The sequence below is a fragment of the Roseimicrobium gellanilyticum genome (assembly GCF_003315205.1).
In the GTDB taxonomy this organism is placed as follows: Bacteria; Verrucomicrobiota; Verrucomicrobiia; order Verrucomicrobiales; family Verrucomicrobiaceae; genus Roseimicrobium; species Roseimicrobium gellanilyticum.
Map to the genome: position 1 here is coordinate 514,348 of NZ_QNRR01000004.1, position 15,010 is coordinate 529,357.

General features: G+C 60.2%; 10 protein-coding genes. All 10 read right to left on the bottom strand.

The genetic code is table 11. From position 1 onward, the window contains the following. Positions 1-10 precede the first annotated feature (10 nt). The 10 genes from DES53_RS14590 to DES53_RS33510 all read right to left on the bottom strand — a co-directional run bounded on the left by DES53_RS14590 (position 11) and on the right by DES53_RS33510 (position 14,783). Entirely contained in the window at positions 11-1,045 is a 1,035-nt protein-coding gene (locus DES53_RS14590) for a VWA domain-containing protein (protein ID WP_113958996.1), read from the bottom strand. A 56-nt stretch (positions 1,046-1,101) separates the two neighbouring features. Then, positions 1,102-2,598 carry a helix-hairpin-helix domain-containing protein gene (locus DES53_RS14595; RefSeq protein ID WP_113958997.1) on the bottom strand — a complete coding sequence of 499 codons (1,497 nt, stop codon included), beginning with the start codon at positions 2,596-2,598 and terminating at the stop codon, positions 1,102-1,104. Continuing rightward, positions 2,595-4,601, bottom strand: a complete 2,007-nt coding sequence (locus DES53_RS14600; RefSeq protein WP_113958998.1) for a PP2C family serine/threonine-protein phosphatase — start codon at positions 4,599-4,601, stop codon at positions 2,595-2,597. The genes DES53_RS14595 and DES53_RS14600 overlap by 4 nt, the downstream gene beginning before the upstream one ends. Before the next feature lie 19 nt (positions 4,602-4,620). Beyond that, positions 4,621-5,256: a vWA domain-containing protein gene (locus tag DES53_RS14605; RefSeq protein ID WP_113958999.1), complete on the bottom strand. Its 636-nt coding sequence runs from the start codon at positions 5,254-5,256 to the stop codon at positions 4,621-4,623. Between the two features lie 41 nt (positions 5,257-5,297). Beyond that, positions 5,298-5,936, bottom strand: a complete 639-nt coding sequence (locus tag DES53_RS14610; protein WP_113959000.1) for a vWA domain-containing protein — start codon at positions 5,934-5,936, stop codon at positions 5,298-5,300. A 388-nt stretch (positions 5,937-6,324) separates the two neighbouring features. Continuing rightward, the gene (locus tag DES53_RS14615; protein WP_113959001.1) at positions 6,325-6,939 is read right to left on the bottom strand and encodes a TerD family protein; all 615 of its coding nucleotides are present in this window, start codon (positions 6,937-6,939) and stop codon (positions 6,325-6,327) included. Positions 6,940-7,009: 70 nt separating this feature from the next. Then, a complete protein-coding gene (locus DES53_RS14620; RefSeq protein WP_113959002.1) occupies positions 7,010-7,561 on the bottom strand; it encodes a TerD family protein in 552 nt (183 codons plus the stop codon). 103 nt (positions 7,562-7,664) lie between these two features. Next, positions 7,665-8,663 (bottom strand): TerC/Alx family metal homeostasis membrane protein, encoded by a 999-nt coding sequence (locus DES53_RS14625; protein ID WP_113959003.1) that lies wholly within the window; start codon positions 8,661-8,663, stop codon positions 7,665-7,667. A 481-nt stretch (positions 8,664-9,144) separates the two neighbouring features. Then, positions 9,145-14,613, bottom strand: coding sequence for a beta strand repeat-containing protein (locus DES53_RS14630; RefSeq protein ID WP_113959004.1), 5,469 nt, complete (start codon positions 14,611-14,613; stop codon positions 9,145-9,147). Then, positions 14,610-14,783: a hypothetical protein gene (locus DES53_RS33510; protein WP_211325552.1), complete on the bottom strand. Its 174-nt coding sequence runs from the start codon at positions 14,781-14,783 to the stop codon at positions 14,610-14,612. Before DES53_RS33510 ends, DES53_RS14630 begins: the two co-directional genes overlap by 4 nt. Positions 14,784-15,010 lie beyond the last annotated feature (227 nt).

Sequence of the window (15,010 nt, forward strand, 5' to 3'; positions counted from 1 at the left end):
GGGTGGGTAATCAGCCTTCGCTGGCCTTGATCTTGAAGTCACGTCCACCGCCGCCTGAGCGCAGGATGCCGCCGCATCCCGGGCAGACGCTGGTTCCGTCCGGCTGACGGCTGGAGCCACAGAAGACAGTACCGCAGTTTCCACAGGAACCGGCAGACATGTTGCCACAATAAGCACAGGGCGGGCAGCCATCCACTTCGCGGGAGTTCACCTGGGGCAGGCCTGCGCCGGCACGGGTGCTGAAGTCGCACGTCTCCGCGTCCATGATGTGCGATGCTGCGGGGACATACACACCGTAGTCCGGCTCCCAGCGGTAGCGCATGAGGTAGGGCTGTTTTGTTTTTCCACAAAGCGCTGAAAGGAACAACTGCCGGGCGCGACCGTCATCGCTGGAGTAGGGCATGTTCGAGTCATCGACCTTCTCGATGACGTCAGGAAGCTTGGACAGCATGACCTCACGCTCATCCCCGTCGGATACCCCCCGGCTTGCGGTGGAGACCGTGTCGCTGATCCAGACAAAGAGCTTGGCCCAGCCGTGCTCATCCGTCTGGTGGAGATTCAGCACCACATCGGTCATCTCGCGAAGGCCGGCGAAGTCAATGTCATCACCGCAGCCGATGGCGTAGAAGTTGGCGATCTTCACCGTGCTGTTCAGATCGCGGAGCGCGGAGCGCCAGTCGTCCGTCGGCTGGCCGTCGGTGATGAGGATGACGATGGGGCGGAAGTCACCTTTCGCTCCGCCGGACTGGTTGCGTTGCACTTCCTTGAGGATGCGCTCTGCCAGGAGCATCAGCGCGCTGCCCAGTGAGGTCCCGGGGCGCACGAGCAGGCGTGGTGGTTGCGCCTCATCAATGCTTTGCAGCGGCGACTTCAACTCGGCACGGCTGTCGAATGTGATGAAGGAAATCCAAGCTGTCTCCAGCGCGTGGGGATTCTGCCGCAGGGCCTTCAACATGCTGTTGATGCCTACCCTCATGCCGGCGAGGCCGGCGCCGATCATGGATTCTGAGCAGTCCAGAAGTACGTAAACAGGAAGACGGCGCATAGCAGATTCAGGTGAGAAGGTTCAGTGTGTGGAGAAAAGTTGATTCGGGGCTCGACTCAGACGTTGGCCATCTGCACGTGGACCAGTCGGCCGCCGTCCTCGGGACTCAGCAGGAGCTTCTGGTCATTCTTCAGTTCGATGCGTTTGCCAGGCTCGATGAGTTCACCCGTATCCGCATCCTTGAGGGCGGGCAGGGACTGGTTCACCAGCAGCCATTTTCCGCCGTGGAAAACGAAGTAGCCGACCGGCTTGCGCTGCGCATCCGTAAGCTTCGCGCTTGGGAAAATGAGGCGCGAAACGTGCCAGGGATAGAGGTACTGGTTGGAGTAGACCATCAGCCGGTGGTTGTCCGGCAGGAACTTCCCACCACCACGCGACGAGTACAGGTTCAGCACAGGCAGAGGCCCGACGAACGGCGTGCCACAGAAGGGGCACTTGGGTTTGGTGCTGTTGTCAAAGACGTACCACTTCTGGTCGCAGCTCGGATTGGCGCAGGGCTGGATCAGGTCGACTGTCTTCACCAGCGCCGTTTCAATGTCGTGCGCCGTGGGCCGCTGATCCGGTGCATGCAGTCCCGTGATGAAAGCGCGATCAAAGATATCCCGCAGATACGGGCCACAGATGGCGTAGGGAATCTTCGCCGTATCGGCAAAGGGCAGGAAGCCTGGCTTCACTGAGGTGGGATCACTGCGGTTGGTGTCATCAGACGGATGCTCGATGAACAGCGCCTGTTTCCCCATGCCGAGTTCTTCATCCTTCTGAGGATCACTGTGATGCACCTTCCGTCCGCGAAGCGGGTGGCGGTAGAGCAAGTACATGTACACGAGTACCGCCAGCGCATGACGATCGGTTTCGATGCGGGGGAGCATCTTCTTGGGATCGCCCACCGGGAGGCTCAGACTGGACACCACTTCAGGGGCAATGAAGTCCGGCGTGCCCACCACATCTGGCGGGTACCTACCAGGCACCACGAGGGTGTCGATGTCGATGATGCAGGCATTTCCTCCAGCGGGATCCACCAGCACGTTCTTGTAGGAGAGGTCGGAATGCGCGAGACCCGCCATGTGCAGGCGGCCCACGGAGCGTGCGATCTTGATGCACGTGGTGAAGTAGCTCAGCCAGTTGCCGCGTTCGCGGGGATCCAGGTGCTTCTGCTGGTGATTGGCGGAGGCGAACCACTTGCCCTCCTTTTCCTTGCCCTTGATGCTCAGGAAATCGCCATTCTTTGATCCGTGCTCAAAGAAGAAATGCTGCCGGTAGGTGGGCATGACGACACCCACATGCCCCGCGTCTTCCACAATATGCGTGGGCCAGCAGAAGAGCGACTCCCAATAGGCTCCGCCCTCTTGATTGAAAATGTTCTCACGGTACCTTCCCACGATGTTGCGCAGGCGCTCCATGGAGTTGGCGTCCGGTTTCTTCCGGTACCACCCGATGACCTGCTTCTTGTCTTTCGAGAAGTAGACATCCTTCATCCCGCCTGATCCGGCCTGGTTGGCGTCGTCAAACTCGAACGAGGTTCCATCCGTGGCTTTCAGCCTGACAATGCTCATAGGGATGCGGAGGGTTGGGTTTCCGTAAGGACGATGATCGTCCGGTCGTCATGGTGACCGGGAGAGGGGAAGTTCAGCCAATCAAGCAGCCGCTCGGCGGACTCCGCACGTGTGGAGGCTCCGGCTACGAGGGGCTGCACCTCGGCCCAGAGTTTCCTCCAGGCATCTGCGTCACCCAGCGCGGCCTCACTGGCAAAACGCGGATCCGAAACACCATCGGTGACCAGCAGCAGTGCCTCGAAACTGGGCACGATCGCGAACTTGATCCGGTTCATGATGGCCTCACCGGATGCCAGCGCTTCCTTGACGGTAAGGAACACAGTCTGTCCGGCGAATTCTCCGCCGTCTGGTTTGGTCAACAGACACTCGATGTCGTCATCAGCCGTTCTCACCAGCGCAGCAGCACCGTCGCCGATGGAGAAGGAGGCAACGAACCATCCGCCCGAGGCCAGTGGCCGGGCAAGGACGATGATGATGGTGGTGTGGAAGTCCCTGGAGACGGCGTTTGCCGTGTTTGCCTTCTCCTCAATCAAGCGGCGGGCGTCCCATGCCACGCGGCCAAAATGGTTGTAGACTTCCGTTCGCAGCTTTGAGCGTGCTTCAGACGTTGCAGATGGATCCGCCGCGTAGGCTTCGACGAGGGGGGTAAGAGGATCCGTGGAAACTTCGCCCAGCAGCTTCGAGAAATACTGGAGCACATGCACACAGGCAATCCTGGAGCCTTCGCGGGAGTACTTGGCACTGCCCGCGCCGTCCGCCACCGTCAGGGCATACCATCCGGTCTCGGGCAGCCACGCCATGGAAAAGTCATCATCACGGCAGCTACCCACGTGCGCGTGGGAGCGACCGCGCCGGCTGGCGGCGGTCACCAGCAGCGGGGCATCAGGAAGCGCCGCCGCATCGACATCCGGTTTCCAGAACGGAGCCGAAGTGTTGGAGGGTGTGTTTTTCCAAAGCGAGGACGGATCCGGATTGATGGTCAGCAGGAAGGTCTTGTTCAGTGCCGATGGCTTGCCGGACTCCGGCTCGGCCGAGGCGCACGTCATCGAAAATGAAAACTCACCTGACTCAGCGGGCACGCCTGACAGCACCGACGATTCACAGGACAATCCCTTCGGCGGGTCGTCTGCCACGGTCACTACATCGAAGGAAAGCTTGTGGATCTCCAGCGCCGTCAGCAGGGATGCCGAATACGCACGTCCCACGGTGGCGTTGGGCAGCCGGATGGGCATTGGAGGAGGCGTCATGGCTGCGGCGACGGTTGGGGGAGGGGTGGATTCGGGTGCCGCGGCAGAACCGTCCTCAGCGGGCTGTGGTTGATCCACGGACTCCGTGGCTGTGCTTTCCACCTGGGTTTCCGCGGGGACTTCGGACACCGGAACTTCGCTGGAAGACTCCCCCGGAGGTTCTTGGCTCTCCGGAGAGGATGCTGCGTCGGTTGCCATGGATTCTCCGTTGTTGGAATGGACGACTGTCTCCAAGGACTGCATCAGGGCCTCCAAGGGCGCCTCGACGGCCCGCGGACCATGCGTAAACAGGAGCTCAGCGTACTGCAAGAACAAAGGCGGCCACGGCGCCTCGATGGGCTGTCCCCATTGACGAATGTTGGCGTTGCGCAGGACCGGTGCAGGTTCGTGACCAAGCACAATCAAGTGCAGCACACTTGCCAGAGCCTGGACATCGCTGTGCTGTTGCTCTTCAAGCGTCGCGCCTGTCCCATCGGGATAATACGAGTAGGCTTCCTGAGGCTTGAGAGGTTCCCGCTGTCCATCTCTCGCGGCGAAGAACTCCGCATCGAGCATCCCTTCGGATGAAACCAGCATGCGCTGGGCACACACCGCGCCATGAGCCCGGCCCAAGTCGTGAATCTGCTTCAGGCATTCCACGATGGAATGCAGCGTCCTCACGGGATTTCCCACGAGGATCTCATGCCGCTGGATCAGGAATGTGTATAAAGGCAGCCGCTGATCATTCCTTTGGGAGAGAGTGTTGAGACCCGCCATGAGACAATCTCCGAGGAAGTTAGAACACCAGGTTCACTTCGGGCGGCGGCGGTGGCAGATGCAGCTCGGCGCTGGCGCCCACGCTCACGTTTCCAGCAGCGACGCTGGATGAAACCCAGCGGAAGAAGCTGAGGAAGCTGTTCCCGTCCATCGTTTCCAGCGTGACGACATGATCCGCCAGCGGGGTCAGCTCATCCTTCTTGGCCTTCGGACCTGCGGCACAGGCCACGATGCTCGCGAAGCCACGGGATTTCACCTTGGGGATCGTCTCCTTGTAAAGCATGATGTCCGAAGGCGAGCCATCCGTCATGATGAAGGCGATGGGCTTCCAGTCGCCCTTGTTCTCCTCCTGGGTACGCCGCACTTCCTTGTCCACGCGGTCACAAAGGACCTCCAGCGCGGCACCGAGATTGGTGGGGCCCGAGTCCGGGCACGTGATGACAGGCAGCTGTAGCGACTCCAGGCCGCTGAGCGGGAGCACGACCTTCACCTCGCGGTCAAAGGTGATGATGGAGAGGTGAAGGGACTCCAGCGCATGGGGATCCTGGCGGAGTCCGCCCAGCATGGCCTGAAGGCCTGACTTCACGGATTCCAGTGGCTCTCCCTTCATCGAACCTGAGGTGTCAATGAGGAGGTAAACAGGAAGGCGACGCATATACGAAGGGGGATTTGATTAGGCGAGTAGCGGTAGAAAGGTCACACCACGACTTTGATTTCGGGCGGAGGCGGGGGGAGTTGATCGAGTCCCTCCACTTCCTTCCCGGCAGTTTCCACGGCCTTGCTGTTGCTGCTGACCGAGGCCGAAACCCATTTGAAGAACTTCGCCATGGCCGAGGCATCCGAGGTGTCCAGCCTGACCACCGACTCACCACAGATTTGCTTCAGCGCGGAGATGTCTCCATTGTTCACGGCGCAACCGACCACAACGCCCCATTTCTCCTGCTGGAAGCGGGCAAGACCCTTCTGCCAGTCGTCCGTGGGAGCGCCATCCGTCATGAGGAAGACCATGGGCTTCCAGTCGCCCTTGGTGGTGGAGGTGGACTTTGCGAGCTGGCTGGAAGCCGACTCCGCCACGAGACGCAGGGCATCTCCCAGAGCGGTGCTGCCCTGAGCGGTAAGGGCAGGTATCTGGAATGCGGTGAGCTCCGTGAGCTTTACCTTCTCATCGGCTTTGGAGTCGAACGTGATCACGCTCAGAAACGCCGTCTCCAGCGCATAGGGATCCTGGCGCAATGCGGAGACGAGCATCTGGACTCCGTTTTTGACCTGTTCGATGGGTTCACCGAACATGGATCCCGAAGTGTCAAGGAGCAGGAATACAGGGAGGCGTCTCATGGGACCTTATGTATGCAGGGCTTAGGGTTGCTGTGAACTTTCCGCGGAACGCTGATTCACGCGGACATTGGACTCGTTGCGGATTGCGATGTCCACTCCAACATCTGCTTTCCTGGAATTTGCCTGTCCGTCAACGCCCACGGCAGAGATCGAAATGTCCCGGTGCCTGGGTGCAGGTGCTGGCCGTGGAAGTGACGACCAACTCTGGCGAGCTGTGGAGGGATGGGAAACCCGGCTCACCGGTCTCGGCGGCGGGGAAGTAGGTTTCTGAGGAGCGGACCGGTCCGGGGGACTTACATCCAGGGGGGCTGATGATACCCAGTCCCCCCAAACTACGTCCCGGACAATGTCACTGTTGGAGACCACGACTCCAAGAAGGCAGAATCATCTACACGTGTGATTTCAGGATCTCGACGAAGTTATCCGTGGCGTGACCCTCACCGAGGGCGCGGAACTTCCAGCCGCCACCCTGGCGGTACACTTCGCCAAACACCATGATGCATTTGCCGTTATACAGGGGCTCGGACGTGAGATTGTATCGTGCCATTTCCTGGTTCTTGGCATCAATGGCGCGCATGTACGCGCTCTCCACTTCGCCAAAGTGCTGGTTGTGGCGTTTCCCCTGGTAAATCTGCACCAGGAAAAGGATGCGGTGCACGTTGGCAGGCAGGGTGTTGAGGCGCACGACGATTTGTTCGTCGTCGTTGTCGCCGCTGCCGCCCACGCGGTTGTCACCCGAGTGGTAGATCTGCCCGCTGGGATGCCGGAGGTTCCCAAAGAAGATCACGTCGCTGCCCATCAGCTTGTCCCCGAGACTGCGCACCTTGCCATGCTCATCCAAAACGAAGGCAATGGCGTCCAAATCGTAGTCCTGGGCACCGCTCAGTTTGGCAAAAAACCCCTTCTTTCGAATCTTCCACCCAAGGCCGATGGTGATCTGGCTGAGGTCGTTCGTGTCCTTTTCGAGACTGATGGTCTGGCCCTTCTGGAGATTGATCGGCATGGGAATGGAGTGTTGATGTGATCGGAAGAATCGAAGCGGGCGGGAGCGGGAGCGGGAACGTGAAGCTCCGTCAGGCGTACTTGTTTACGAAGCTCTGCAGACCGCCGGTAGTCGCGGTTCCCATGGCTTCAAACCGCCATGCACCCCCGCGCTTGTAAAGGCGCCCAAACTCCACCGCCGTCTCGATGGAGAAGTCTTCATCGAGTTCGTACTTGCAGATTTCCCCACCGGAAACTGCATCATAGATGCGGATGAACGAGTTCCGCACCTGGCCGAAATTCTGCCGGCGGGTCTCGTAGTCGTGAATGGTGACGGTGAAGATGATCTGCTCGATGCGCTGATCCACCCTGCTGAGGTCGAGCATCAGCGTCTCGTCATCTCCATCGGAGTTGCCGCCCGTGCGGTCATCTCCCGAGGACGTCACCGCGCCATCCGGCGACGACATGTTGTTATAGAATACGAAAAACTCGTCCGTCGGGATTTTGTTATTCGCCCCGAGCAGGAAAGCCGAGGCGTCGAGGTCGAAATCCTGACCGGTCTTTGCCGGGTCCCACCCGAGTCCGACACCGATTTTTTGAAGACCGATGTCTACTCGCTGTCCTTTAGAGAGATTGATAGCCATTGCAGTGTATCAGAAGGCCTGTCTTGTAATATCGCGTCAGGCGAAGCACAAGACAAAAATCTGGATACAAAGTCAACTCTCTGTCGGAAAAAGCAGTGGTCGATTACGGAGTGTCGGTGTTCTCCGCTTTCTTCTCGTCCTCGCCTTCTTCGGGTGCCTTCACTGCGAGAGACCAGATGACGCCCGTGGCCAGGACGAGGCCCACGATGGTAAGGCTGACGGCGTTCGGAAGGTGGTAGCCGAAGGCGCTTCCGATGAGCTTGAACGACACAAAAATCAGCAACACCATCACCGCCTTGTCGAGTGCCCAGAACAGGTTCTGCGCCGCGATGAGCAGGAAGTAGAGGCTGCGCAGACCGGCGGCCGCCCACAGGCTGGAGGTGATCATCAGGTACGGGTCGCGAACCACGGCCACGATGACCGGCATGGAGTCGAATGCAAAGATAACGTCACAGACTTCAATACAGATAAGGCACAGGAACAGCGGGGTGACGCCATGGCTGAAGAAGTGACCACTCTCGATGGAGGGATTGGTCTTGGTGAACTTGCGCACCATGAGCACGGACCAGTGATTGGTGTAGTCCACCTCTTCATCGTCCTCGCCGCTCTTCCACATCTTCCACACGGTCCAGAGCACCACGAGGGCGAAGAGAATGAGCACAAACGGGCTCACGTTCACAATGAGGGCGCCGAAGCCGAGGAAGAAGAGACGGAAGACAATGGCGCCCAAAATGCCCCAGTACAGGATGCGGTGCTGGTAGTGCTGGTTCTGGTCCTGCGTGAGACCGAAGGACTTGAAGATGAGGTAGAAGGCAAAGAGGTTGTCCAGTGCCAGCGCCTTCTCAAGTACGTATCCGGTGAAGTAGAGGCTCGCATTCTCCGGTCCGCCGTGGGCACCCTTGTGAAACCAGATGTACACCCCGAAAGCCAGGGAGCAGACCACCCAGATGATGGACCAGAAGAGGGCATTGCCCATCGTGATCTTGTGACCTTTCCGGTGGGTGAGCAAGTCAATCAGGACCGCCGCCACGAACGGAATCAGGAAGACCATCACGTCCTGGAACGAGATTCCAGCAAAGGCGGAAAGAGAGTTTTCAAACATCAGAGTTAGCGTGGTTTGAGGCGGTTTTTAGAGGTCCAATCCTAGACATCCAGAAGCAAACAATCGCAAGGACAAATTCCGGATCATTCCCGACCTGGAACGTCATGCGAAGGGCGTTGCGAGGTGTATCAACTTTTCGAAGTGTCGCTTTCTTTCGTGATAAAATCTTGAGTCTCAACACGGAGGTAACGGTCCTCCGCACAGGGGGCAAAGCCATGTCTGGATACCCTGTGATGAAGTCGTGGGGCGAGTGATATGTATGATTTATGGATATGCAGTCGTTGTTTTTTCTGGCCATCTGGACGACGCGGATTCCGGGCCCGCGTGATCTGTCCAGGCGGGCTTCCCTACGGGTGCTGCTTGGTGCAGCACATTCGACACCCAAGGCGAAAGACCGACTCAAATATGGTCCCCAGAGATGATGGATTTTTGATGTCCCCGGGGCTTCAGATGTCGGCCGGCTTCCAGCTGTGTTTGCACACTACCGCCTGCGGCGTCTCAGCACCAGGGCGGCGAGCGCTCCGACGAGCAGCAGCATCCGGCTGGGTTCGGGGACGGCGGCCACGGTGATTCTCAGGAAACCGCCGTTCGCGCCGTCGGTGAGGTTGCTGATGTCCCAGATGTAGCCGGAGGCGGAGATGTCCGGCAGGTCCAGGTTCATGCCGGTGTCACCGGAACCGTCACGATAGTTCACGCCTGCGGTCCAGCCGTTGAGCGTGAGCAGACCGCTCCAGTCCATGAGCAGGAAGGAATCTCCCAGCGCCGCGACATAGCTGGAGGGCAGGACGCTGATGTTGCTGTTGCTGTTGAGGGTGAGTCCACCGGTAATGTGAATCTGATCCGAAGTGGAGGGACCAGAAATCTGCAACTCTGCCACCACGCTGGGGGCGGTGGGATTCACGGTGAGTCCACCCGCGAGGTTCAGGGTGCCCGTACCTGCGCCGCCGGTGTCGCCGGGGCGTATCACCCCCTGTGTCACTGTGGTGTGGCCATTCACGGTGCCCGTGCCCGCGAGCACGGAGGTCGCGCCATTCACGTTGAGTGAACTGGGGGCGGCGAGGGAGCCCACACCAGCCACGCCCACCTGCAAGGTGCCGCCTGAAACGGTCGTGGCGCCGGTGTAGGTATTCACGCCGGAGAGCGTCAGCTGACCTGCGCCGAGCTTCGTCAGCGAACCACCCGCACCGCTGATGGCTGCGGTGATGCTGACATCAGCCGTGGTGGTATTGATGGCAGCTCCTGCCCCCACGGTGGAGGCTGCGTCGAAGACCACGGTCTCCGTGCCGCTGGTCACATTGGAGCCGCGCTGTACCAACAGGGTATTGCTCCCGAGGTTCAGGTTATCCATCGTATGCGTGTTGCCGGCGCCAGCGGTGTTGCGGTCTGCAATCAGGGTGACGGTGCCACCTGTGCCGGTAAGAGTCAGGTCCGTGCGGAAGTCGCTGCCGGTATCGATGCCAAGGCGCAGAGTGGTGCCATCGGCCGCGGTGATGAGCTGGGTGGCCGGCGTGTTGTCTCCGAGGGCGTTCGCATTGCGAAGATCGAGCGTGCCCTGCATGAGGGCAATCGTGGGACCTTCCCAGAAGTTGTTGCCGTTGGAAATGACCCAGGTGCCTGCGCCGATTTTGGTGATGATGCTGGAGGCATCGCCGGTGGCGCTGTTGCTGCCGCTCATGGTCAGCACGACATCCGCGTCCACATCAATCGTGGCGGCGTTGCCATTGGTGTTGAAGGCTCCGGTGAAGGTGATGCCGGCAATGCCGCTGGTAACGTTGGCCCCCTTCTGGAAGGTGAGGACGGTGTTGTTGGCATTGAGGTCGATGCCTCCGAGCGAGTGAGTGACACTGCCTCCCGCCGCAAGGCGGTCGGCGGTGAAGGTGGCGTCGCCTGCAATGGAAACGGCGCGTGTGAAGTTTGTATTGGAGTTCCCCGCGAGCTGCAGTTCACCGCCCGCGATCGTCACGGTACCACCGCCGCCGAGGGCTGCGGCAGCTTCCGCGCGGAGAATGCCTTCCTCGATGCGCGTGCCACCGGTATAGGTGTTGGTGCCTGTGAGGACCAGCTTGCCGGCTCCGCTCTTCACGATGCTCACCAGGTCGGTATTGCTGGCTCCGTTGTTGGTGATGATGGCATTGATCGTGAGCGCATTCGCGATGCTCTCATTGATGATGTGCAATGCAGCGGGAGTGGTATTCGCAGTGCCACCGGTAGTAAGACGTCCGTCGCCAGCAGAGGCGCCGATGGTGAGCCCGCCCGATGCGGCGGTCTGCAGGATGGCGCCGCCCGCGTCGCCACCAATCATCAGGACATCCGTGGCACTGGTCGTGGGATCGATGATGGCAGGTCCATCGCTGGCATCCATCTGAAGGGTGTTGATCTGGGTGGTGGCAGCCGCAAGCGTGATGTTCCCGGACGTTCCCCCGTTGATGATGCGGACGTTCAGCGTGGCATCATTCGGCACGACGCTGGAGGGACCCAGGCGTGTGATGTCCGTGTACCCGGTGTAGGCACGAATGAAGCTGCCACTGGTCACGCCATCACTCACGCCCGAGTTCACGGCGAAGTCGGTTTCACCGGCAATGGTGACGGTGGCCCAAGGGCCAAGAATGCCGTTCACGTTCGCATTGGTCGTGGAGGCAGTATCGTTGCCAGCAATATTGATCATCGAACCGGATCCGGCGGTGACGGCGTTCAGAGCCAGCACCGAGGTGCCGCCGTTCCGAGTGATGTCCGTCCTCGTTCCAGCAGTGAGCGTGGTGGAGCCCACCACTTCGGTATGAGAGCCACCGGACAGGACCACGGAACCACCACCCAGGGTGAGGGCAGCGCCGTTGGCGAGTTTGGAAGTGTTCGTGCCGTCGGCACCGGCATCATAGTTCAGGGTGAGTGTGCCATTGGTCACTGCAGTGGCGCCCGTGGTGGTGTTGGTCCCGGCGAGCGTGGTGTTTCCCGCAGTGGTCAGGCTTGTAGTGCCGGAAAGAACCCCCGTGGACGTCTGATTGAAGGTGGCGATCTTGCTGACCGTGATGGCAGAAGCGCTGATGGAACCCGAGAGCAAAAGGGTGCCATTGTTCACGGTGGTGGTGCCCGTGTAGGTATTGGCGTTGCTCATGGTCAGGGTGCCGGTGCCATCCTTGATGAGAGTGAGCACCCCGGCGGTGGGAGAGCCAACGCCGTTGCGCACGACGCCCGACAACACCACGTCCCCTTCGCCGCCGATGATGGCTGTGCGGTTCTGGCCTGAAGTGGGGTCACCACGGAATTCACCACTGATGGTCAGCTGCGTGTCTGCGTCTGCCATGATACGGCTTGTTCCCTCGTCCGTGGTGACGTTGCCGGTGATGGTGTTGTCTCCCGAAATGTTGTGAATGGCCCCTGAGCCGGCGATGCCGGTGGAGTTGTTCATGGTGATGCTCTCGTTCGTCGTGATGCCACCGGAGAGTTCCAGGGATGCGTTGGCACCAACGCTGGTTCCGGCAGTGGTGCCGCCGAGGGCGCCACCATGGGTGATGCGTACCACACCACCGCTGATCGAGAATGTGCCGGTGCCTGTGAAGGTATTGGACGCGTTGAGTATCAGGGTGCCCGTCCCACTTTTCGTGATGGTGGGATTGGAGGCGCCTCCCTGGACGATGGTGTCATTCACCACGATGGTGCCCGCTCCGGTGAAGGTGAGGCTGTTGTTCCCTGCGGTGATGGCGTTTCCACTGGTCGTGTCCAGGGTGAGGGTGTCGGCGTCCGCGCCAATGGAAGCTCCAATGGTGAACGCGATGGTGGTGGTGTACGTGTTGTTTCCGCTCACGCTTCGCAGTGCGCCGCCACTGTTCACACCAGCCCCGGAAAGGTTGAGCGTCTCTGACATGGTCAATCCGCCGGAGAGCTCGAGCGTAGCGCCGTTGAGCACGGTGGTGCCATTGCTGCCGGTACCCAGTGCGCCTGCGTTCCGGATCTCGAGCGTGCCTGCCGCCACTGTGGTTGTGCCGGTGTAGCTGTTGGCCGTGGTCAGGATGACTTCACCGGCGCCAGCCTTGGTCACCGCCACAGCTCCACCGCCGGCATTGTTGGCGATCACCGAATTCACCGTGACCTGTCCTGCGGCATCCACCACGTGGAACATCAACTCCGCCGCGCCTGTGGCGCCGGCAGTAATGGTGCCTGTGCCTGGAGTAGTACCGAGAGTAACTTGGCCCGCGCCCGCATCACTCAAGAAAGTGCCCGTGCTGGCAAACTGCAGCGTCTCGCCACTGGCAATCTCAAACGTCCGTGAAGCGGAGTCTGTGTAATAGATGGAATGCAGCGCTGTGCTGCCCGTGCCCTGCAGCACTTGACCTGTGGAGGTGTTGTCCACCTGCATGATGCCCGTGGCGCTGTAGCCAGCCACATTGGAAATATCCACACCGGTCTGGTATACGAAGTCCGCGTTGGCCCCGCTCACCACGGAACTGGCCACCCGTGCCAGTTTGGTGGATCCGCCAGCAGTGTAGGTGGCCCAGTTGCCCAGCAATCCATCGCCATTGGTGGCGGTAACCGTTCCTGAAGTGGGAGCCAGTATGTTCAACGTGCCGCCAGTGCGGGTGATGTTCCCGAGGGCTACGTTGAGAGTATTTCCCGCTCCGGAATTGAGTTCGAGGGTATTTGTGCCTGATTGGACCGTTGTTGCCGCAACTGTCTGGCTGCTGGTCCCAGCGGCCGCGCCTGTCATACGGACGATGCCCGTGGTGACGACGCTGGAATTGAACACAATACTGCTGCCTGCGGCGAGGATGTTTGATGCAGGGGCTCCTGCTGCGGAGAAGTCCAGGACGATGACGCCACGAATCAGCGTGGTCGCTCCCGTGTATGTATTTTCTCCCGTGAGGGTCAGCGTGCCCGTGCCTTGCTTCGACAGGCCGACCGTCCCGAGTCCATTCTGAATGACTCCGGAGAAGGTGGTGGATTCATTGCTGTTATTCACTGTCAGGGTAGCGCTGCCGGTGGAGCCCTTGGTGACGGTGCCGCCACCAGAGAGGCCACCAATGGTATCAGCCGCACGGAAGTCGTAGGTGCCGCCTGTGTTTACAGTGACGTCGAACGAGTCGCCAATCTGGGACCCGGTGGTACGAAGGGTGCCCCCGCTATTGATCACGGTATTGAAATCGACGGAGCCGCCGTGGCTGAGCTCGACCAGACCACCATTGATGGTGAGCTGCCCGGTGCTATTGGGGTCCACCGTGATGCGCAGGGTGCCCGTGCCCTCCTTGGTAATGGTGCCGGCACTGCCGGTAGTGGTGGGTCCCGTGGAACCTGAGATGGTGGTATCTCCCGCGCCACCAATCGTGAGACTGTTGCTGCCATTGGTGACCGACCCGATGGTGGTAAGTGCGCCCAGGTTGGTATTGATGGTGGCATTGCCAGTGAGGGTGACGGCGCCAAACGTCACGCCCGCCGTGCCACTCGCGACATTGCTGCCTGCGGCGATGGTGAGCGTTTGTGTACCGATGGAGAGGGTGCCGAGCGTGTGCGTCACGCCTGCTCCGCTGGTAAGGCGGTCCGAGGTGATCTGGGTGTTGCCTGACACCGTGGTATTGCGGCCCAAGCCCAGGGTCGTGTCACTGGCGAGTTGCAGTTCTCCCCCTATAAGATTGAGGGTGGCAGTTCCGGTTCCCAAAGCCGAGGCATTGGTGGCGCGCAGGATGCCTGCATTCAGCGTCAGGGCGCCAGTGAAGGTATTGGCTCCGTTGAGCACGAGAGTCCCGGCGCCATTCTTGGCGAGGCTGGTACCAGCGCCGCCCAGTATCGAGCTGATGGTGGCGGTGAACGTCGGATCCACTGAAATGGTGCTCGCGGCTCCCAAGCTGAGATTGCCGCCTGTGAGGGTATAGCTTTCCAGAAAGCTGAGCGAGAGGGCCTGCTCTCCCGTGCTGAGTGTGATGGTGGAGCCGGTGGGCGGTATGGGTGCGCCAAAGATCACCGCCGGGTCAGCGTGGGCTCACCGTCTGGATTCCAGTTGGTGGCAGTGCTCCAGTTGGCGTCAGTCTGGCCATCCCATGTGGACTGGGCGGAAACGGGCCCTACCTGCCACAGGCACGCGGCCAGAACGGTGAGAAGGGAAAACGAGCGGGGGAAACGTGGGGGCACCATGATTTGTCGAGGGGGCCAGAGCATAACAAAAACCTGCAGCTGAGGAAGGCTTTTCTAGGTGAATGGACTACTGATTTTTGGTTCAAGTCTGTAGTCAGTTGCAAGCTGCATGATGACTTGTGCAATCCCGGGCTGGCGGGTGTCGGGTAGGGGGAGAATTCGGTGCCGCGTTTTCCTCGCCTTTGTTTGGAAATGCATTTTTGATGGGTGGCTTTTGTGGTGCTTGA